The sequence below is a fragment of the Rummeliibacillus sp. BSL5 genome, assembly GCF_052928305.1.
This window is the reverse complement of sequence record NZ_JAVGCV010000001.1, coordinates 145,587-166,703: the sequence shown is the minus strand read 5'-3', so window position 1 is coordinate 166,703 and position 21,117 is coordinate 145,587. Positions and strand designations below refer to the sequence as shown.

At 38.7% G+C, this 21,117-nt stretch carries 18 protein-coding genes and 1 other annotated feature; of the genes, 3 read left to right on the top strand and 15 right to left on the bottom strand.

Annotated features, from left to right (window positions below):
- Positions 1–5: 5 nt before the first annotated feature.
- From RCJ93_RS00840 to zapA, 6 genes are all read right to left on the bottom strand, one after another.
- A complete protein-coding gene (locus RCJ93_RS00840) occupies positions 6–1,688 on the bottom strand; it encodes an AMP-binding protein (RefSeq protein ID WP_251647100.1) in 1,683 nt (560 codons plus the stop codon).
- Positions 1,689–1,960: 272 nt separating this feature from the next.
- Entirely contained in the window at positions 1,961–2,374 is a 414-nt protein-coding gene (locus RCJ93_RS00835) for a DUF350 domain-containing protein (protein ID WP_066788703.1), read from the bottom strand.
- 16 nt (positions 2,375–2,390) lie between these two features.
- The gene (locus RCJ93_RS00830) at positions 2,391–4,757 is read right to left on the bottom strand and encodes an endonuclease MutS2 (RefSeq protein ID WP_446738142.1); all 2,367 of its coding nucleotides are present in this window, start codon (positions 4,755–4,757) and stop codon (positions 2,391–2,393) included.
- Between the two features lie 14 nt (positions 4,758–4,771).
- Positions 4,772–6,475 (bottom strand): DNA polymerase/3'-5' exonuclease PolX, encoded by a 1,704-nt coding sequence (gene polX, locus RCJ93_RS00825; protein WP_446738141.1) that lies wholly within the window; start codon positions 6,473–6,475, stop codon positions 4,772–4,774.
- Between the two features lie 128 nt (positions 6,476–6,603).
- Entirely contained in the window at positions 6,604–7,143 is a 540-nt protein-coding gene (locus RCJ93_RS00820; RefSeq protein WP_446738140.1) for a CvpA family protein, read from the bottom strand.
- Positions 7,136–7,408 carry a cell division protein ZapA gene (zapA, locus tag RCJ93_RS00815; RefSeq protein WP_066788715.1) on the bottom strand — a complete coding sequence of 91 codons (273 nt, stop codon included), beginning with the start codon at positions 7,406–7,408 and terminating at the stop codon, positions 7,136–7,138. Before zapA ends, RCJ93_RS00820 begins: the two co-directional genes overlap by 8 nt.
- Positions 7,409–7,496: 88 nt before the next feature.
- On the opposite strand from zapA, the gene rnhC reads away from it, so the two are divergent.
- Both rnhC and RCJ93_RS00805 read left to right on the top strand, forming a co-directional pair.
- Positions 7,497–8,438 carry a ribonuclease HIII gene (gene rnhC, locus RCJ93_RS00810; protein ID WP_446738139.1) on the top strand — a complete coding sequence of 314 codons (942 nt, stop codon included), beginning with the start codon at positions 7,497–7,499 and terminating at the stop codon, positions 8,436–8,438.
- A gap of 83 nt (positions 8,439–8,521) precedes the next feature.
- Positions 8,522–8,653 carry a hypothetical protein gene (locus RCJ93_RS00805; RefSeq protein WP_446738138.1) on the top strand — a complete coding sequence of 44 codons (132 nt, stop codon included), beginning with the start codon at positions 8,522–8,524 and terminating at the stop codon, positions 8,651–8,653.
- A gap of 257 nt (positions 8,654–8,910) precedes the next feature.
- Here RCJ93_RS00805 and RCJ93_RS00800 read toward each other — a convergent pair whose 3' ends face one another.
- The 8 genes from RCJ93_RS00800 to RCJ93_RS00765 form a co-directional block, all read right to left on the bottom strand.
- The gene (locus RCJ93_RS00800) at positions 8,911–10,719 is read right to left on the bottom strand and encodes an oligopeptide ABC transporter substrate-binding protein (RefSeq protein ID WP_446738137.1); all 1,809 of its coding nucleotides are present in this window, start codon (positions 10,717–10,719) and stop codon (positions 8,911–8,913) included.
- A 13-nt stretch (positions 10,720–10,732) separates the two neighbouring features.
- On the bottom strand, positions 10,733–11,647 hold the full coding sequence (locus tag RCJ93_RS00795; RefSeq protein ID WP_446738136.1) for an ABC transporter permease: 915 nt from the start codon (positions 11,645–11,647) through the stop codon (positions 10,733–10,735).
- A gap of 28 nt (positions 11,648–11,675) precedes the next feature.
- Positions 11,676–12,638, bottom strand: a complete 963-nt coding sequence (gene opp4B / locus RCJ93_RS00790; protein ID WP_249774557.1) for an oligopeptide ABC transporter permease — start codon at positions 12,636–12,638, stop codon at positions 11,676–11,678.
- Position 12,639: 1 nt separating this feature from the next.
- Positions 12,640–13,587, bottom strand: a complete 948-nt coding sequence (locus RCJ93_RS00785) for an ATP-binding cassette domain-containing protein (protein ID WP_446738135.1) — start codon at positions 13,585–13,587, stop codon at positions 12,640–12,642.
- Positions 13,568–14,596, bottom strand: a complete 1,029-nt coding sequence (locus RCJ93_RS00780; RefSeq protein WP_446738134.1) for an ABC transporter ATP-binding protein — start codon at positions 14,594–14,596, stop codon at positions 13,568–13,570. Before RCJ93_RS00780 ends, RCJ93_RS00785 begins: the two co-directional genes overlap by 20 nt.
- Positions 14,597–15,106: 510 nt before the next feature.
- Positions 15,107–17,512 carry a phenylalanine--tRNA ligase subunit beta gene (pheT, locus tag RCJ93_RS00775; protein WP_446738133.1) on the bottom strand — a complete coding sequence of 802 codons (2,406 nt, stop codon included), beginning with the start codon at positions 17,510–17,512 and terminating at the stop codon, positions 15,107–15,109.
- Positions 17,513–17,529: 17 nt separating this feature from the next.
- Positions 17,530–18,567 (bottom strand): phenylalanine--tRNA ligase subunit alpha, encoded by a 1,038-nt coding sequence (gene pheS, locus RCJ93_RS00770; RefSeq protein WP_066791894.1) that lies wholly within the window; start codon positions 18,565–18,567, stop codon positions 17,530–17,532.
- Between the two features lie 46 nt (positions 18,568–18,613).
- Positions 18,614–18,857 (bottom strand) — a binding site (T-box leader).
- Between the two features lie 102 nt (positions 18,858–18,959).
- Complete coding sequence (locus RCJ93_RS00765) at positions 18,960–19,721, bottom strand: TrmH family RNA methyltransferase (protein ID WP_446738132.1); 762 nt, start codon at positions 19,719–19,721, stop codon at positions 18,960–18,962.
- A 116-nt stretch (positions 19,722–19,837) separates the two neighbouring features.
- Between RCJ93_RS00765 and sspI the strand changes: the two genes are divergently transcribed.
- Positions 19,838–20,044, top strand: coding sequence for a small acid-soluble spore protein SspI (gene sspI / locus RCJ93_RS00760; RefSeq protein WP_066788746.1), 207 nt, complete (start codon positions 19,838–19,840; stop codon positions 20,042–20,044).
- Positions 20,045–20,117: 73 nt separating this feature from the next.
- Here the strand turns inward: sspI and argF are convergent, their stop codons facing one another.
- Positions 20,118–21,086 carry an ornithine carbamoyltransferase gene (gene argF / locus RCJ93_RS00755; RefSeq protein ID WP_446738131.1) on the bottom strand — a complete coding sequence of 323 codons (969 nt, stop codon included), beginning with the start codon at positions 21,084–21,086 and terminating at the stop codon, positions 20,118–20,120.
- Positions 21,087–21,117: the final 31 nt, after the last annotated feature.

Below are 21,117 nucleotides of genomic sequence, written 5' to 3'. Positions count from 1 at the left end.
AAGAGTCATTGCGTAACTTGTGTTTTTTCTTCATCCAAAAGTGATCTTCTTAAAATTTTCCCTACAGCTGTTTTAGGCAATTCTGAACGGAATTCATATATTCTTGGAACCTTAAATGAAGCTAACTTCGCTCGACAATACTTATTAAGCTCTTCTTCTGTTGCTTTATAGCCATCCTTTAATACAATAAAAGCCTTTACCGTCTCTCCACGATAAGGATCTGGTACTCCAAGAACCACACATTCTTGCACAGCTTCATGCTCATATAGTACTTCCTCTACTTCCCGAGGATAGATATTAAAGCCGCCAGCAATAATGATGTCTTTCTTGCGGTCTACTACATAGAAATAGCCTTCTTCATCCATATAGCCTATATCTCCCGTAAGAAGCCATCCATCAATGAGTGTCATTTCAGTATCTTCCGGCCGATTCCAATAGCCCTTCATTACTTGAGGACCTTTAACTGCAATTTCACCCACTTCTCTTATTTCTGCAGCTTCTGTCGTTCCCATTTTAAAAATCATAGCATCTGTATCTGGCCACGGTACACCGATCGATCCTTTTACACGTTTGCCGCCCCAAATAAAATTAGCATGAGTAACCGGCGAGGATTCGGTTAAACCATAGCCTTCCACTAATTTGCCGCCCGTTATATGTTCAAACTTTTCTTGAACTTCTACAGGCAGCGGTGCAGAGCCGCTAATACAAGCTTTAATTGATGATAAATCAAATTTGGTTAGCTCAGGATGATTGAGCAAACCAATATAGAGAGTAGGCGCACCTGGGAAGAGCGTTGGTTTTTGTTTTTGTATTGTTTTCAATGTATCTTTCGCATTAAACTTTGGCATTAAGACCATTCGATCGCCATTCATGACTGTTAAAAGCAAGACAGTTGTCATACCGTAAACATGGAAGAATGGCAAAACACCCATAATGATTTCTTCTCCCGGAACAGTTTCCGTCATCCATGCCCTACACATTTGGACATTTGATGCAAGATTTTGATGCGTTAACATCACGCCTTTCGGAAATCCTGTAGTCCCCCCAGTGTATTGTAATAATGCTACATCTTCTGTAAAGTCAAAATCCAACTTAACGGGATTCAATTCACCGATTTTTATGATTTCAGCGAAAAGATGGTTGGAGCCGCTATGCTGTACTGACACGGTAAAGCCAGTATCCCTTTTTTGAATAAATGGATAGAGCATGTTTTTAGGAAACGGCAAATAGTCTTTTACAGCGGTAATAATAATATTTTCTAAATCCGTTTCTTTCCACACTTTCATAATGCGTGGATAAAGGATATCCAATGAAACAATAGCTTTGGCACCTGAATCTTTTAATTGATATTCTATTTCTCTTTCTGTATAGAGCGGATTCGTCTGTACCACAATCCCTCCTGCATACAAAATACCAAAATAAGAAATGACGTTTTGCGGACAGTTTGGAAGCATTACTGCTACCCTATCCCCTTTTTCAATACCAATCTTTCGTAAATAATTTGCGAATTTTAAGGATGATTCGTACAGTTCTTGATACGTTAATTCTTTTCCTAAGAAATGTATGGCAATCTTCGTTGGCGATTTCTCAGCTGCTCTTGTTAAATATTCTTGTAAAGGAATTTCTTCATACGCTAATCTTGCAGGTATGTCAGGAGGATAATTCTTTAGCCAAATCTTTTCCGTCACACGAAATGCCCCCTATTCTTATTAATTAGAATATTTCTAACTTTAATTATAATTTAATGCGAGAGCGCTTTCAATTATTATTCATTTTTTCTTTAGAGAATAAAAGATTATTATATAAATCGAACATAGTTTATAAAAAAAGAACCAAGCTCTGTATGCTTGGTTCTACTTCGTTTAATGCAAGAAAAGATAAATAATCCCTGTAAGAATAAATAATACGCAGACTATCATTAAGACTTTTGCTAATTTTTCCATTCCAGACTCCTAAACTACTATGAAATGCTTGCGCCTATAACAAATGATAAACCTACTGAGATGGTAAAGGATATAAAGCCAACTGAGCGATTGTCCTGTTCGATCTCATGGTCGATTTTAAACGTAGGCGTAAGAAATTCATAAAGAATATATGCGAAAATCAATAATACAAAACCAAACATTCCCCAGCCAATCATGGCAAGGAGAGATGTGTGCCGCTCGATGGAATAGCGGAAAATATTGCAAACCCCCAATATTTTCCCTCCTGTAGCTAATGCCACCGCCATATTTCCGTTTTTGATTTCTTGCCAATTTTTATATTTTGTCACAAGTTCAAAAATGGCCATTGCGATGACAAGGCACAGTACAACAAGACTAAAGTAACCCGCAGTTTGGACCATTGGGTGGTGCCAAAAACTATTCAGTAGCATGAATTCCCCTCATTTGCTATTTTAATTCGACAACCGTGACTCCATAACCACCCTCGCCAGCTTCACCAAAACGGTAGCTTTTGACGCCTCTATGACGTTTTAAAAGAGCTTGGATTCCTTGACGTAAAGCCCCTGTTCCCTTGCCATGAATGATAGATACCCTAGGATAGTTTGACAACATGGCATCATCTAAATATTTCTCAGTGCGCACCATTGCGTCTTCATATCGCTCGCCACGCAAGTCAAGTTCTAATTTGACATTGGAATCTCGATTGCGGACTGCAGATACGTTTACGGTTTCCTTCGTTTTTTCAGGTTTTACATATTCTAAATCGGATGTGTCGATCTTCATCTTCAGAATACCCAATTGGACAATCCATTGATGGTCTGACACCTGTTCAATTAATGTCCCTTTTTGGCCATAGCTAATTACTTTTACTTCATCGCCTTTTTGCAAATTAACTGCGCGCGCATTTACTTGACGCTGTTTCTTTAAGACACGATTTTCCTTAGGAGCTGCTTCTTCAAGGCGTTTTCTGGCATCAATGATTTCATGCTCTTTAATCGCTTTATTCGCGTTAATTTGCATTTTGTGAAGCTCACCGATGACTTCTTCTGCTTCCCTTTTAGCCTCTTCTACTAATTTGCGTGCTTTTTCTTTCGCCTTTTTAACTAGCTCTTCTTTTGTTTCTTCATACTCTCTTAGCTTTTCATCGAGATCTTTTTGTAAAGTCTCTGCTTCTACCATCAAGTGGTGAGAGCGTTCAGCGTCAGCCTCTGCTTTCCGACGGCTTTCTTCCAACGAGGCAATCATGGCATCCACTTCATGGCGGTCTGTGCCTGTATATGCTTTTGCGTTCTCTATAATGTTTTCAGGCAAACCAAGCCTTGTAGAGATTTCGAAGGCATTACTACGACCAGGCACACCAATCAACAATTTATATGTTGGGCTAAGCGTTTCTACATTAAATTCGACGCTAGCATTCACAACCCCAGGACGATTGTAACCATACGCCTTTAATTCAGGATAGTGAGTGGTGGCCATAACGCGAGCACCTCTTCCATGAACTTCATCTAAAATGGAAATAGCCAGGGCAGCTCCTTCTTGAGGATCTGTTCCTGCTCCTAATTCGTCAAATAGTACAAGCGATTGATCGTCAAACTCTTTTAAGATTTCAACTATATTGACCATATGACTCGAAAAAGTAGATAAACTTTGTTCAATTGATTGCTCATCGCCAATGTCTGCAAATAATTGTGTAAACACAGCGAGCTCTGAACCATCAAGAGCAGGGACCGGGATACCCGCTTGAGCCATTAATGTGCATAAGCCCACAGTTTTTAATGTAACCGTTTTACCACCTGTATTTGGGCCTGTTATAACAATAGCTGTTATATCACTGCCAAATTCGATATCATTGGCAACAGCACTTTCGATTGGCAATAGAGGATGCCGAGCTTTTGTTAATTTTATATAACCATCATTATTCATCACTGGCATGGTACATTTGTTCGCTTGTCCATACTTTGCCTTAGCTAAGATAGCATCAATCTCGCCGAGAAGGCGAACCAATCCGAAAAGTTCATGTGCTACCTCTTGTACAAGAGCAGAAAGATGGATTAAGATTTTTTGAATTTCCACTTTTTCTTTTGCTTTTAAGCGATGGATCTCATTATTGGCTTGAACAACTGCTTCTGGCTCGATATATAATGTTTGCCCTGATGCAGATTGGTCATGGACAATGCCGCCATAATGTGAGCGATATTCTTGCTTAACAGGAAGAACGAATCTATCGTTTCGAATTGTCACGATCGAGTCAGACAGCATTTTTGATGCATTGCTCCCGCGCGTCAAGCTTGCCAATTTTTCTCTAACTCTGCCTTCTTGGGCACGAAGCTGTTGACGAATGCTGCGAAGCTCAGAACTTGCAGAATCCATGACTGCCGCATTGTCATCAATACATGAATTTATTTCATGTTGAAGTCCAGTCAAAATTGGAATTTCACTTTTCTTTTGGCTAAAATGGGGGATTTGAATATCCCCCTCTTCCTCTATATCTTCAATAAATTCTCGGAAAATGCGGCTCGCACGAATAGTACTTGAGATTTCCATTAATTCTTGAGGGCTCAGCATGCCGCCTATTTGAGCGCGTTTAGCATGAGGACGGATATCAAAAATGCCGCCAAGCGGTACGTTCGCTTTGATACGCAAAATGGAAAGTCCCTCATCCATTTCATCTAAAAGTGCTTTAACACGATCAAACTCTGTTTCTGGAGCCAGCTCGCTAATAGCATGATTTCCAAGAGATGACGTGCAGTAAGTCGCAACTTGAGCCCGCACTTTATCAAACTCTAGTGTTTTTAGTGCTCGTGTTCCTATCACTAAAAGTACACCTCCTATTTTTTCTGTAAATAAGTCATAAAGTCTTTCAGTGACCATGTATTAACAATGTTTTCTTTTTTCAGCCAAGCTTTTTGGGCGTATTTTGTGCCAACTTCCATAAAGCGTAATTGGTCAATTGCATGAGCATCTGTATTAATGGCAATCGGTACACCAGCACGAGCTGCCATTTCTAAATGCTCCATGCATAAATCCAAGCGATACGGATTAGCATTTAACTCTAAAATTTTACCATATTCTTTCGCCCACGCAATCAATTGGGGCACATCTGGGTTATAACCGTCTCTTTTGCCGATGATTCGCCCTGTAGGATGAGCAATCATATCGACGTGCGGATTTTTTAACGCTTCATGAAGACGCTCCATAATTTTTTCCTGTGGTTGGCTGAAGCTTGAGTGGATGGAAGCTATCACAAAATCAAGATCTGCCATTACTTCGTCATCAAAATCAAGTGACCCGTCAGGCAAAATGTCCATCTCCGTCCCAGCTAATAGGGTAAATTCAGGGTGTTCTCTATTGAATTGTTGAATTTCTTTACGTTGCAATTTTAGTCGTTCTGGCGTCAGACCATTCGCCACTTTTAAATATTGAGAATGGTCTGTTATCACACCATATTGGTAGTCTTTATCAATCAACGCTTGTCCCATTTCATGAACTGCATAAGCGCCGTCTGACCAAGTTGTATGCATATGCAAATCTGCTTGTATATCACTAAGCTTTATTAAATCAGGTATTTGATCTAATCGGTCAAATTCCTTGCCGTCCATACGCACTGTTGGCGGAATAAAAGGAAGATTATAATGAGCGAAAAACGCCGTTTCGGAATCAAATGTCAAGACTCTCCCGTCTTGCTGTTCAATTCCGTATTCACTGATTTTCTCCCCATGCTCTTTGGCGATTTGGCGCATGCGAACATTATGGTCTTTGGAACCTGTAAAATGATGAAGAGCTGTTGCATATTCTTCATTGGAAACAAGGCGGAAATCCACTTGTATTCCTTCAGTTTGTAGCTCTACCGAGATTTTTGTGTCTCCAGAAGCTATGATTTCTTGATAGCTTAACTTTGAAAGCAACGCTTCTTTCACAGCGGCCGGATTCTCAGTAGCGATAATGAAATCAATATCTTTACTTTGTTCCTTCACACGACGAAAACTGCCTGCAACAGAAAATTCATCAATTTCTTGTATTTCCTCCAGCAATACATTGAGTTGTGTAACTAGCTCATCCAAAAGCCAAATAGGATGCGTTTCTGCTTTTTCGCCAAAACTTTCTAGTTCTTTCATTATTTTATCTTGCGTTTTTTTACCAAAGCCAGAAAGAGCAGCTACTTTTCCTTCTTCACATGCTAAACGCAAACTTTCCGCAGAATCAACACCAAGCTCTTTGTATAACTTCGCTATCTTTTTCCCACCCAGCCCAGGTAGCTTTAATAATGGTGGCAACCCTTTAGGAATTTCATTTTGCAATTCTAGCAGTACTTCGGAACGTCCATTTTCAAGCAAATCTGTAATGACAGCCGCAGTTCCTTTTCCGATTCCCTTGATAGCTGTTATGTCATCGATCTCACTCATACTTCTTGTATCGGTCTCTAATGCTTGTGCAGCTTTACGAAATGCTGCAATTTTAAATGGATTTTCACCTTTTAATTCTAGATAAAGCGCAATTTGTTCTAATGTATGGATAATATTCTTTTTATTCATATAATCCCTCCTGATATATACAAAAGACCTCTCCCTTGCTGCAGAGAGAAGCCTTATTTGATTTATCCCGATGGATACACTCACATTCAGTTGGATAAAGAGCGCTCCCCACGGAAAGTTCCTACCCTTTATTTCATATAAACGAACCACATATGCTGAAATGCCTTCGATATAATCGGTGTGTACTCAAGGATTAACTTTGTTAAGATAGATTTTTCGATGTAGTTCTGTATACGGTCGAGTGGCAGCAATGCAAATACATATAGCACGATAAAGATTAGCAAATATGCTTCTATAAAGCCTAATACACCACCTAATAACCGATTCAATCCGCCAAGTACTGGTATGTATCGCAAGAAATCAAACAGTGATGCAATGATTTGTATAGCAAATTTCACCACGAAGAAAATCAAGGCGAATGCCAACAACTGATAGAAAGTTTGGCTTATGTTTAATTGCTCTACCGCAAACTTTAATGTACTATTTTCACTAACGGAAGGATATGGAATCCATAACACCAATTTCTCCGCAAGCGGTTTATAATAAAAGTATGCAACGAGTACAGCAACCAAAAAGCCGGCCATTTGGATTAGCTGAAGCATAAAGCCTTTTCTAGCTCCATTTATTAATCCAGCAAGCAATAATATAATTATGATTAAATCAACCATTCACGTCATCCTTTAATTTTTTCAATTCTGTTTCAAGCAATTCCACTTGATTTTTTAATTTTAAATAATCATTGACTGCATTGCAAGCAGTGAGGACGGCTAATTTGGCACTGTCGAGGCTGATGTTTGCCTGCTTTATTTCGCGCATTTTTTGGTCAACAGTATCCGCTACAGAGCGCATATGTTCTTTTGTTTCTGTTCCAGCCATGTGATAGATATGGCCATATATTTCAACTGAAACTCGATTTTTACTTTGCTCTGACAAAGCCGAAACCTCCTTTTTAGTCCTATTTCTTATAATACCATGAAGTGTCTATGTTGTGAATTCATAGAGAAGAAGGGAATTTGATAAAATGTCTACTATTGTATTAAACCTTAACGATACTGTACAGAAAGAAGTCATGAGTACTTACTCCCGCCATATGGTCGACCGAAAGGCCCCTGGCGTGATTTTCGCAGCCAAGCTGCCAGATTGCGCGATTACCATCTATCGCTCAGGTAAGGTGATGTTTCAGGGCAACGGCGGAGATCGTGAAGCAGAAAAATGGAGCCAGGGTGGCATAGAACCAGCCTCATCTGTAAAGAAGACGTCATCAAAAGGTGATTTGTTGCCTCCAAATTTTGCCGATTTATCGGTAGTAGGATCAGATGAAACAGGTACTGGCGACTATTTTGGACCAATAACTGTAGCAGCTGTGTATGTACCAAAAGAACGCATCCAGCTTGTCAAAGAACTTGGGGTTAAAGACTCCAAAATGCTGACGGATGACTACATGCGAAAAATCGCGCCGGATTTAAAAGCAAGCCTGCACCATCATGTCCTAATTCTTCGAAATCCAAAATACAATGCCATGCAAGCATCAGGCATGTCTCAAGGAAAGATGAAGGCAAAACTTCATAATCAGGCATTAATGAAACTACTTCAAAAAATAGCACCTGATAAACCAGATCATATTTTAATAGACCAATTCGCTGAGAGAAATACTTACTATAATTACTTAAAAGGCGATAAAGAAGTCGTTAGAGATCAGGTTTTGTTTGCCACTAAAGCGGAACAGCTTCATGTAGCAGTAGCAGCAGCCTCTATTCTCGCTAGATGTGCCTTTTTAAATGAAATGGACAAATTGAGCAAACTAGTAGGTACCACATTGCCAAAAGGTGCTGGACCTAAGGTTGATGAAGTAGCTGCACGTATTCTACTCGCGCAGGGCGAGGAAGCTTTAAATAATATTACTAAATGGCATTTTGCTAATACTGGAAAGGCTTCTCGAATCGCATCAAAAAGAAAATTATAATTTTTCATATTTTCAGATAAATTAATTGTAACATTTTTCTATTTATGTTAATATAATAATAGATTAATTTAGGAGGTGGAATAATGAAAAAAGTAACAAAATCTATTTTAGGGTTGGCGATGTTGAGTTTATTAGTTGTTTCTACACCACTAGGTGCTTCTGCAGGTTCTACTATTGATAAAAAATGTTTAAAACCTTGCCATGAACGTTTTTAGTTAATAAATAAATAATCCCATTTTAAAATAAGCTCATGAAGAAAGAAACGCCCTATAATTTCTTTTTTCAATGAGCTTTTTCAATGCTCAAAACCTAAAAAACACCTAATATTAATGGTATAATATTCTATCTCTAAAATCTCGCTGGTATCATTTTACTTTTTAAAAATATTTAAATATTACATTATCCAAGTATCTTCAGTGCTAATGATTCAATATAAAAACCGGAAGTCTCTTTGGACTTCCGGTTTTCCATTTTAGCTATTTTTAACTGGTTCGTCAGCAGTTAATTCAATCTCTTGCAAGTGATCGCTATATTCATTTAAGTAATCAATTGACCAATTTTTCACACGTTTGTTTACTGGGACAATTTCTGTACGGAAGTATGTTGGCACTGTTACAGCATCTTCGTACATTGTTTCTTGCCATTTACGGAATGCTTCAGCACGGTAATCCCCATCAAGAGCTTTTTGCGAATCAATTGCTTCTAATTCTGATTCTAGCTCAGGCGTAGTCCAACGAGCATAATTGAATGGAGCTTTCTTAGAGTATAAGCCGATTGGTGATGGGTTTGTACCTGTACCCCATGCAGCCATATACATATCGATATCTTTATCATCTGCTTTTACTTTATCGTAGAATGCATTGAACTCGATTAGACGGCCAGTTGTTAATTCAACTTTCAAGCCGATTGCTTTCCAGTTTTGAATATAATATTGAACAATTTTGTTATCTTTATCAGAACCAGCCATACCAGCAAAATTGATAACAAGTGGTTTACCATCTTTATCTTCGCGGTAGCCGTCATTATCTTTGTCTTTGTAGCCTGCATCGTCTAATAATTTTTTCGCTTTTTCCGGATCATATTTGTAGCCTTCTAAAGAGTCATCATAATATGCTGAGAATACTGGTGGAATCAAAGAGTTACCACGTGAACGTAAGCCTTCATAGTATTGATCTGATACTGTTTCAACATCCATGCCATAAGCGATAGCTTTACGTAAATTAGGATCCGAAAGTTTCGCGTTTTCATCTACGACAACTTCGCCTTTCTTAGAATCCCATTTACCTTGTTTAAACCCAACATAAGAGTATGCAAGCTCTGGACGGCCTAAAACTGTAATATTGTTTAAATCTTTAACAGCACTGTAGTCATTTGCTGGATATGAATGGACTACGTCAAATTTACCTGTTTTTAATGCTTCAGCAGCTGTTGCGGAAGAAACAGTTGAAATGACAACTTTGTCAATTTTCGGTTGCCCTTTCCAGTAATTCTTATTGGCAACCATTTCCACTGATTCACCTTTTACAATTTTGTTTATAATAAACGCGCCTAAAGTAACTGGATTTTTACGTACAGCATCAGATTTTTGTAAATCTTTAATAGGAATATCTTTTAATGTGTGCTTCGGTGCAGCATATCCCCAAAGTCCATCACCACCAGAGTAAATAGCTGGAGATAATTTCTTAAATGAAATTTCAACTGTATGATCATCTACTTTTTTGATACCAGAAATATCTTTAGCTTTACCAGCATGGTATTCTTTTGCACCTACGATGTTTTGGAAGTCTGCATCATAGCGGATACCTGTATAATCTTTATTTCCGATGATAAGATATGGATAAATAACATCATCTGCTGTGAACGGCTCGCCATCAGACCATTTCACATCTTTTTGAATTGTAATTGTTGCTTTTTTTGCTTTTTCATCTACTGATAATTTACCTAAACCCTCATCACCAATCAAGAAATCTTCTTTTGTTGAGTATAATGAATTTGATGTATAACGAAGGATTTTTTCATCATAATCATCTTCATATAGTTCATATAGGAACATTCCTTTGAACGGCCCATCACTTTGTAAACCAACTTTTAATGTGCCGCCTTTGATAGCTTCATCCTTGTTTTCTGCATCAAGCGGAAACTTGCTTGTGTCCACTTTTTCTGCTGTCTTGCCACCTGATTCCTTGCCATTATCCTTGCTCTTGCCGCCGTTTCCGCTACATGCTGCTAGAATAAGCATCATTGCCGCGAGAACAGTGAGTAACAATCTTCTCTTCTTCATCTAATTTCCTCCCTTAACCTAATCTTTGTTTAGAGTCTGCTGCACGGCGGAATGCCTGTCCAACATAATTTATTGCCAGCATCAGTATTAAAATTAATATTGATGCGGGTAACCATACCCACCACTTATCGGAAATAACATCAGGACTCTTTGCATAACCTACTAGCGTACCTAAACTCGGTACATTCGGCGGCAAACCAAAGCCTAAATAAGACAAGCCTGTTTCAATCCCTACATTTCCGGCTAAACTTAACACTAATTCTACGATTAAAAGGGAGCTTATATTGGGTAATATCCCTTTAATCATAATCGAAAAGTCGCTAGTTCCCATTGTTTTCGATGCATTAACATAATCTCTTCGTGCCTCAGAGAGCACTTTACTTCGAATTAGCCTTGCAGTACCTACCCAATAGAAGGCACTCAGTATAAGAACGAATGTAAATTGATTGTATTTTGGCACAATTGTGACGAAGACGATGATTAACATTAACATAGGTAACGTGATGACGAAGTCTGTCACACGCATAATGATATTATCGATCAAGCCACCGAAATACCCAGCTATTAGGCCTAGTAATACACCAACTACCATTGTGATAGCTGTTATGGAAAATGCGATAAACAATGAGTTACGTGCCCCAATCACCAATTGGCCTAGGACATCACTTCCGCCTTGGTCTGTACCCAGAAAGTAGCCATCCTCACCTGGTTCCATAAAGATAGTTCTTAAATTAATTTGCATTAATGCATCTTTATCAATAAATGGCGCCCAAATAAATGCACCGAAAATAATAATTAGTAATAATACTAAAGAAATCGTCGCCAATTTGTCTTTTAAAAATTCACGAAATATAACCTGTAATCCTGTAGCAGGTTTACTTTCTTTTGCTTCCGTTTTATTTATTGGTTGATCTTGAACATTTACCATATCTTCTCACCTATCTTCCAACAATTTTTTACTCAATACGAATGCGCGGGTCAACAATACTCATAATAATGTCTGATAATAGACTTCCCAGTAATGCAAGGAAACCAAATAACATAACCAAGGCTGTTATTACAGAGTAATCGCGCTGTCCCAACGATTCTATGAAGAGTTGCCCCATACCAGGGTAACCAAAAATTGTTTCTATAAAGATAGAGCCGCCTAACAAGCCAGTTATTGTAAAACCTAGAAATGCTGCAATCGGTAAAAGTGAATTACGGAAAATATGTTTCGAGTATATTTTCTTCATTGGTACACCCTTACTGCGAGCTGTTTTTACATAATCCTGCGTTTTAGCATCAATGACCTCTGAACGTAAATATTGAATAACGCTTGTGGTCCCTAAAATAGCTCCTGTAAAGCCTGGTAAGATAAGATGGTACAGCTTACTCATAAAGTAGCCCCATGTACCAGGGTCATATTTGACATCTACTGATCCACTTGTCGGGAACCAATCTAATCTATATCCGAAGAAGAATAGGATTAATAGACCAAGTACGAATGTTGGTATTGCATACGATACAAAACTATAAAGCACAGTTCCTTTATCAAAAAGCGAGTTTTGAAAGCGTCCAGCATAAATACCAAGTGGAATTGCAATCAAATACACTAAGAAAACAGTAAATAATGAAAGCCAAAATGTGTTCATGGCACGTTCGCCAATTAAGCTTGATACACTATCTTTGAACGCGTAACTATCACCAAAATCGCCTTGGAAGGCATTGACAATCCAATGATAATATTGAACATACCATGGATCATTCAAACCTGCTTTCTCTCTCAATTCTTCAATAACATTAGGATCGGTTTGCGGCGTAATCATACCAGTGAACGGATCACCTGGCATTAATTTCGCTAAACCAAAAATTAGTAAACTTAAGACAAATAGTTGAGGAATCATGACGAGTACGCGTCGTACAATTGTTTTCCACATACTACATTCCTCCTCTCTCCGCACCCATCATAGCAACCTTATGCGTTTGCGAGAGGTCTTTTAATGGATACACTTTACCTTTTTCATCAAAATATTTATGGGAGTCAGCTTTATAAGCAGCTTCGACTGCCCGACGTTTAATTTTTCGTTCATCTCTTGTTTCTGGTTCTATATTTGGAATAGCAGATAGTAGACGATTTGTATAGACATGTTGAGGGTTAGCGTAAATTTCCTCTCGCGTGCCACTTTCTACAAATCTACCTTTATACATAATTGAGATATGGTCACACATGTGACGAACAACCCCTAAATCATGCGAGATAAATAAATAGCTAAGCCCGAATTCATTTTGAATGTCTTTCATAAAGTTGAGTACTTGGGCTTGTACAGATAAGTCCAGTGCTGATACCGGTTCATCAGCAATTATCATTTTGGGATTGCAAGCGACAGCTCGTGCAATGCCTAGACGTTGTTTTTGACCACCTGAGAATTCATGTGGGTATTTAAGCAAGGCCTCTTCAGACATGCCGACAATTTCAAGCAATTCAATAATTCTGCGTTTTTCTTCTTGCGGAGATACCTTCATGAAATTCCTAATAGGCTCTGCTATAATCTCTTGAATTCTTTTTCTAGGATTCATAGCAGAAGTAGAATCTTGGAAAATCATTTGGATATCGCGATTATACGCGCTGTTCCTTTTGCGACGTTGATTGGTCACATTTTGGCCCTCGTAAATAATTTGACCAGATGTAATTTTTTCAAGACCAATGATTGCCTTTCCTGTTGTCGATTTCCCAGAACCAGATTCGCCAACAAGGCCGTATGTTTTACCCTTTTCAAATTCCATTGATACACCGTCCACCGCGTATACATGGTCAACCACTGTATTGAAAAAACCTCCGCGAATTGGATAATGTACATTTAAATCTTTAATTTGCATGAAGCTCATGTTGCAGTCCTCCTTCTTGATGTTCAAAATGGAAGTCCTTCCAGCAAGTGCACCTTACAAAGTGATCCTTAGAAATTTCGTGCAATGCTGGGTTCTCTTCATGCTTTGTTTCATCTATCCATGGCACACGGGGTGCAAATCGGCAACCCTTACGCGGCATTTTCGTCAATGTTGGCACCATGCCTTGGATTACTTCTAATCGATCGTTGTCGCTGTCCGCTTGCGGTATCGAGTTTAATAATGACCTTGTATAAGGATGCAGTGGATTTCTAAATAACTCGGTTACTGTTGCTAATTCAACAATCTGACCAGCATACATAACAGCTACTCGATCTGCCACCTCTGCAACTACCCCTAAATCATGAGTGATGAGAACAATACCAGCATCTGTCTCTTCCTGCAAATCATTCAGCAAATCGAGAATCTGAGCCTGAATCGTTACATCTAATGCAGTAGTTGGTTCATCTGCAACCATAATTTTCGGTTTACATGCGATTGCAATTGCAATTACCACACGCTGTCTCATTCCTCCCGAAAGCTGGTGAGGGAATTGATTCGCTACGCGCGCTGGATTGGAAATGCCAACCTGATCCAACAGTTCTAATACACGTTCTTTCCGTTTATTATCATCAAGCTTCGTATGATATTTTAATGTTTCAGCAATCTGTTCACCGATTTTCATTAAAGGATTTAATGCTGCCAAAGGATCTTGGAAGATAAACCCAATATCGTTCCCTCGAATTTTATTAAGTTCATCTTCCTTAAACTCCACTAAGTTTTTTCCTTTATAGAGAATCTCACCAGTCACTTTTGTATTTCCTGGTGGATGAAGGCCGACGATTGAAGTAGCAAGTGTACTTTTCCCACAACCTGATTCTCCTACAATGGCTAACACTTCATTCTCCTTTAGTGTAAGCGATATATCTTCTACTGCATGATAATAATGATCTTTGATTCTAAAACTAGTATGTAAATTTTTTATATTTAAAATATCATTCTTCGATTTCATAATATATACTCCTTTCTAAATAGTAAGTAAGGAATGAAAATTCTAATAATTTATTTTAAAAAAATGATGGGTTTCTACCCAGATATTTCGACAGTCTAAATTTCTTATTTTTACTAATATATCATATATTTCTAATTTGTCTATATATTTTTACAATTCGTTTACACTTTTTAAATTTAAGTTAAATTTATCCCACATTACATTCATATGCTAACAACTTCTTTTCAATTCAGTTCTTCCAAACATCACTCCGATTTATATAACTATATTATTTAATACAACTAACTAAAATCAGAAATTCAATATGTATTCAAGAATCATATATTCTTTATAATTGAATAGTCCAAAATTTTTATTTAGTCAGATAACTTTTTTAATATTATAGCATAGGGATTTTATTTTAAAAACTACTTTTTAAAAATTCTTCCATATTCTCTTCTACTTTAAAGTGATAAATTTTCTTTTTTAAAAAAACACAAGCAAAGAAATACTTTGCTTGTGTTTAGATAATTAGCGGATTTCTGCACCCGCTTCAGTTAGCTCTTTCAATACTTGGTCATGTGCGCCTACCACTTCTTCGTCTGTTAATGTACGCTCAGGCGTTTGGTACGTCAATGTAAAGGCAAGTGATTTTTTACCCGCCTCCATTTTATCTCCTTCGTACAAGTCAAACACATGGATATCTTTTAACAGATCTCCTCCTGCACGTCGAATAATCTCTTCCAAATCTCCCGCTTTTGCAGCTGAATTAACAACTAATGCAATGTCGCGTGAAACGGATGGGAAACGTGGAACTGGTGCATATTTTAACGGCTCAATGATTGTATGGAGAAGAGCCTCTATATTCAATTCGGCTACATAAGTTTCTTTAATGCCTTGTGCTTTTTGCTCAGATGGATGCATTTGTCCAAGGAAACCGATAGACTTGTTATCTAAAAGCACTTTTGCTGTACGTCCAGGATGCATTCCATCGATAACAGCAGCTTCTAAAGAAATTCTTCCTTCAATATCCAATTTTGCAAACATCGCTTCTAAAATTCCTTTTAGTACAAAGAAATCCACTTTTTTGTTTTCGCCTTGCCATTTATGGTTAATCCAATCGCCTGTTAAAGCAATGGCGATATGTTCCTCTTCATGTGGCAGGCCTTCTTCCGTTTGCCCTAAAAAGACGGAGCCAATTTCATACAATGCCACGGTATCTTGTTGACGCGACACATTATACGTCACAGCCTCAATAAGATGTGGTAAGATGCTTTGCCGCAGAGTGCTTCTTTCCTCACTCATTGGCATTAATAAACGTGTTGTTTGCGCCGTTTCTATTGCATATTTTTGAGAAAGCTCATCAGATGTTAACGAATAAGTTAATGCTTGCTCAAGGCCAATACCTTGCATTAGATGGTGGACAATTCGTCTTTTCGCTTGATAATGCGTTAATCCACCAGATTTTCCTTCATCAACTGGAAGAGTAGCTGGAATTTCATCGTACCCATATAACCGAGCGATTTCTTCCACAACATCTTCTTCAATTTTAACGTCTTGACGGCGTGTTGGCACATCAATAAATAGAAGTCCATTTGCTGTTTCAACAGTGAATTTTAAACGTTTTAAAATAGAAACCATTTCATTTAGTGAAATTTTCATCCCTAAGCGTGCATTCACAAAGTCAGGAGACACCACGACCCGTGTTGGTTCTTTTTCTAAATCATCAACCATTACAGTACCTTCCAACACCTCGCCGCCTGCTAGTTCTGCTAACAATTGTGCTGCACGTTCAGCTGCTGGGATGACACGATTTGGATCAATACCTTTTTCATATCGAGCACTTGCTTCACTTCTTAACCCAAGTGATTTTGCTGTTTGACGGATTGATTGACCTTCGAAATATGCAGATTCAATAACAACGGTTGTTGTAGTATCAGTTACTTCAGAATCTAAACCGCCCATAACACCTGCGACTGCTACAGCTTCTTTACCATTGGTAATGACTAAGTTCTCGTTTGTTAATTCGCGTTCTTGGCCATCAAGTGTTGTAATTCTTTCACCATCGTTTGCTAAGCGAACAAGAATTTCACCTGTGCCAAGTGCATCATAGTCAAATGCGTGAAGTGGTTGGCCATATTCCATTAACACATAGTTTGTAATATCTACTACATTATTTAATGGACGTACGCCTGCTGCCATTAAACGTTCTTGAAGCCATAATGGTGATTCGCCAACTTTGACGTTCTTCACTACTTTTGCAGTATACATAGGATTTTGCTCTTTCGCTTCAACGCTTACCTTTAAAACATCAGAAGCTTTTTCTTTAGAAGCTGTGTATGTCGGCTCCGGCAGATTGATTTCTTCTGATAGGATAGCGGCCACTTCATAAGCAACCCCAAGCATGCTCATGGCATCAGAACGGTTTGGTGTAAGACCTAATTCTAGTACGACATCATCCAGGCTTAACGCTTCGATTGCATCCATTCCAACTGGCGTGTCTTCAGGCAATACAAATATCCCATCTGCGTATTTTTTCGGTACTACTTTGCTGTCCATCCCTAACTCTTGCAATGAGCAAATCATGCCGTTGGACACTTCGCCGCGAAGCTTACCTTTTTTGATTTTCTTGCCGCCGACATAGCCATTTGGACGAACTGCTACAATTTTTTGTCCTTCTTCTACATTAGGTGCCCCGCAGACAATCTGTGATAATTCAATCTCACCGAAGTCTACTTGGCAAATATTCAAATGGTCAGAATCTGGGTGTTTTACTTTCTCTTTAATTTCTCCCACCATCAGTTTCTTTAAGCCCTCTGATAAATGGTGGACACCTTCTACTTCAATCCCTGAACGGGTAATTTTCTCTGCTATTTCTTCTGGACTTAACTCTTGAAGATTCACATATTGTGATAGCCATTTTAGTGATACATACATCTCTCTCGTCTTCCTCCTTACTCTTCCACGCGATGAAATTGTGATAAAAAGCGTACATCATTTGTATAGAAATGGCGTATATCATCTACACCGTATTTCAGCATGGCAATACGCTCCGGTCCCATCCCAAATGCAAATCCTGATACTTTTTTCGGATCATAACCTGCCATAGTTAATACATTAGGATGGACCATACCAGCTCCAAGGATTTCAATCCAGCCCGTATGTTTGCAGACATTACAACCCTCTCCTCCGCATTTAAAGCAAGAGATATCCATCTCAACTGATGGCTCTGTAAAAGGGAAGAAGCTTGGACGCAAACGAATCTCACGGTCGTCGCCAAACATCTTCTTTGCAAAAAGATCTAATGTACCTTTTAAATCGCTCATCCGGATATTTTCGCCAACCACTAGGCCTTCGATCTGAGTAAACTGGTGTGAATGTGTTGCATCATCATTATCGCGTCGGAAAACCTTCCCTGGACAAATGATTTTAATTGATTCACCTTTTTTCGCTTCCATTGTACGAGCTTGCACAGGTGATGTATGAGTACGAAGAAGGATTTCTTCAGATATATAGAAAGTATCTTGCATATCTCTTGCAGGATGACCTTTTGGCAAGTTGAGCGCCTCAAAGTTGTAGTAATCTTTCTCCACTTCTGGCCCTTCTGCTACCTCATATCCCATAGAGATAAATAAATCTTCAATTTCTTCAATTACGCGTGTTAAAGGATGAGCTCCTCCAACTTTAACTGGACGTCCCGGCAACGTAATATCAATAGCTTCTTTCGCCAACTGCTCATTAATTGCAACTTCTTCTAGCTCTACTTTACGAGCATCTAGCGCTTGCTGCACTTCTGCACGCACCTCATTGACTAAAGCGCCCATTTTTGGACGTTCATCTGCAGGAAGTTTACCCATCCCTTTTGATAACTCTGTGATAGGACCTTTTTTTCCTAGAAATGCTACACGCACTTCATTTAATTGTTTCATGTCCTCAGCAGCCGAAACCTTGCTTAATGCTTCTTCTTTTAGCTGAGTTAATTGTTCTAGCATTGCCAAATTAATTCCTCCTTCCAAAAATAAAAAAACCCCGCCCCTAAAAAGGGACGAGGAATACTTCGCGATACCACCCTAGTTATTGCAGATGTGCCAGTTGGGACACCATGCAACCACTTCATTGATTTAACGGTTATTCACCGGCTCACCTTTACAGCGTATTGCTGGTCCTGGCGGCTGCTAACGGGGTGAACTTCCATTTAACTTGCATTGCACATGCTTCCAGTCACAGGCATGCACTCCCTAAAATGCTTGTAAAATGTACTCTTCCCGATCTTTGCATTTTTTATTATCCTTATACAAATTCATTATAATCAATCATCTACATGACATCAAGAAATTCTTTTTATGCGAACAATCACACACATATTTATGGATTTTCCATTCGTTTAGGTAGCGAAATAATACAGTACGATACCCGTCGCAACAGCTACATTTAAAGATTCAGCTTGACCCAGTATAGGGATTATGACATTTTTATCTGTTTTAGCCAACAAATCTTCATGTATGCCTGCACCTTCATTACCCATAATTAACGCAAATTTGCCTACTTTTTTTACCTCATGATATAAAACAGCATTTTGTAATGCAGTTCCATAAACCGGAATTCCTTTCTCCTTCGAGGTATCAATCCATTCTGTTAAATCACCAGTGATAACAGGGATATGAAAAATGGAGCCTTGTGTAGAGCGGACAGTCTTTGGATTATAAGGATCTGCTGTACCCTTGCCTAAAATTACAGCATCTATGCCAGCAGCGTCCGCAGTACGGATCATAGTGCCTACATTGCCTGGATCTTGCACGGCATCAATTAGCAACAATTTGGTCCATCTAGCTTTTTCTGATTCTTGGGTACTCGGTTTTTTTACATGAGCGAAGATGCCTTGGGAATGTTCCGTTTCCGAAAATTCTGCTGCTACCTGCGGAGTTACTTCCACAATAAAAAGCTGATCCAGATTCCAATGGGAAGGAATTTCAACATCTTCTCGGATGATTAGGTTTAATATATCTACATTACTTTTCAAAGCTTCTTCAATCAAATGGAAACCTTCTATTATAAATTCACCTGAACGATCACGCTCTTTACGTGTTGTCGTTAACTTCTTCCAATACTTCACAAGTGAATTTTGGGGAGATTCTATTCTTTTCATCATTCTTTCCGCCTTTACCTCTGTTAATACTTCGTAATCATTACTCTCTTTCAGTTTAACAAAAGTATGTATAACAATCGAGTAAATGGCAAAAATATTGTCAGGAGGGATGCCGAATGAATTTCCAAATACGCGATGCCATAAAGCATAATGTGACAGGAAACAGCCCAGACGAATTAAAAAATATTGTGGAAGATGCGATTAAACGCGGTGAAGAACATTTACTTCCAGGTCTTGGCGTATTCTTTGAAACATGGTGGCAGCAAGCTGATAAAAAAGAACAAGATTCTTTCATGAACGAACTTTCAAGAGCTTTCGCTTAAACCAAAAAGTAGCACTTCTTCCTTAAGAAGCTGCTACTTTTTCTATCGTACGAGAAAGATTTTCTATTATTGCTTAATCGGCTAATATAGAGACAAGCAGTGCTTTTTGAGCATGAAGACGATTTTCTGCTTGCTGGTAGATAACAGAATGGCTGCTATCAATAATAGACGAAGTCACTTCTTCTTCGCGATGTGCGGGCAAACAATGCATAAATATATAATCGGATTTAGCATGTGCAACAAGTGCATCATTTATTTGGAATTCCCTAAAATCTTGCAGGCGTTTTTCGCATTCATCTTCTTGCCCCATTGAAGTCCAAACATCGGTATAGATGATATCAGCATTTGATACCGCTTCAATCGCATCAAACGTATGCAGAATGGTACAATCATTTGCTGATGCAATGTTTTTGGCCTCGTTCATGATATCTTGGTTAGGTTCATACCCTTTTGGTGTAGCAATAGCTAAATCCATCCCAACATGTGCGCAGGCATTCATTAATGAGTGGACAACATTATTGCCATCGCCTATGTAGGCAAGTTTAAGTCCTTTGAATGTCCCTTTCACTTCATAAATTGTCTCCAAATCAGCTAAAGCTTGGCAAGGATGAGCTAGGTCTGTAAGTCCATTAATAACAGGAATGGATGCATGTTTTGCAAGCTCAACTACTTTCTCATGAGAATTTGCCCGAATCATGATGCCTTCTAAATAGCCTGAGAGAACATGACCTGTATCTGAAATCGACTCACCACGACCAAGTTGAAGATCGTTTGCATTCATATACATACTTTTTCCGCCAAGCTGATTCATCGCTACCTCAAAGGAAACACGGGTACGCGTCGAGCTTTTTTCGAAAATCATCCCTAGCGTTTTGCCTTCTAATAACGGAGGACAAGCGCCTTCTTTTGTTGCTTTTTTCAGCTTAACGGCCAGCTCTATAAGCTGGCTTACTTCTAAACTTGTGCAATCCCCTAGCTCCAACAAATCTTTACCTTTCAACGACGTGACTGTTCTCAATTGACTCTTATCCAGCAATTTCATCTGTACATCCCCTTCCAACTATTTGGTTATT

Coding starts and splice junctions, on each gene's coding strand:
- RCJ93_RS00835 (WP_066788703.1), bottom strand. CDS start 2,374: ATGCTACTGAATAGTTTTTGGCACCACCCAATGGTCCAAACTGCGGGT.
- polX (WP_446738141.1), bottom strand. CDS start 6,475: ATGAATAAAAAGAATATTATCCATACATTAGAACAAATTGCGCTTTAT.
- RCJ93_RS00820 (WP_446738140.1), bottom strand. CDS start 7,143: ATGGTTGATTTAATCATAATTATATTATTGCTTGCTGGATTAATAAAT.
- rnhC (WP_446738139.1), top strand. CDS start 7,497: ATGTCTACTATTGTATTAAACCTTAACGATACTGTACAGAAAGAAGTC.
- RCJ93_RS00805 (WP_446738138.1), top strand. CDS start 8,522: ATGAAAAAAGTAACAAAATCTATTTTAGGGTTGGCGATGTTGAGTTTA.
- RCJ93_RS00800 (WP_446738137.1), bottom strand. CDS start 10,719: ATGAAGAAGAGAAGATTGTTACTCACTGTTCTCGCGGCAATGATGCTT.
- RCJ93_RS00795 (WP_446738136.1), bottom strand. CDS start 11,647: ATGGTAAATGTTCAAGATCAACCAATAAATAAAACGGAAGCAAAAGAA.
- opp4B (WP_249774557.1), bottom strand. CDS start 12,638: ATGTGGAAAACAATTGTACGACGCGTACTCGTCATGATTCCTCAACTA.
- RCJ93_RS00785 (WP_446738135.1), bottom strand. CDS start 13,587: ATGAGCTTCATGCAAATTAAAGATTTAAATGTACATTATCCAATTCGC.
- RCJ93_RS00780 (WP_446738134.1), bottom strand. CDS start 14,596: ATGAAATCGAAGAATGATATTTTAAATATAAAAAATTTACATACTAGT.
- pheT (WP_446738133.1), bottom strand. CDS start 17,512: ATGTATGTATCACTAAAATGGCTATCACAATATGTGAATCTTCAAGAG.
- pheS (WP_066791894.1), bottom strand. CDS start 18,567: ATGCTAGAACAATTAACTCAGCTAAAAGAAGAAGCATTAAGCAAGGTT.
- RCJ93_RS00765 (WP_446738132.1), bottom strand. CDS start 19,721: ATGAAAAGAATAGAATCTCCCCAAAATTCACTTGTGAAGTATTGGAAG.
- sspI (WP_066788746.1), top strand. CDS start 19,838: ATGAATTTCCAAATACGCGATGCCATAAAGCATAATGTGACAGGAAAC.
- argF (WP_446738131.1), bottom strand. CDS start 21,086: ATGAAATTGCTGGATAAGAGTCAATTGAGAACAGTCACGTCGTTGAAA.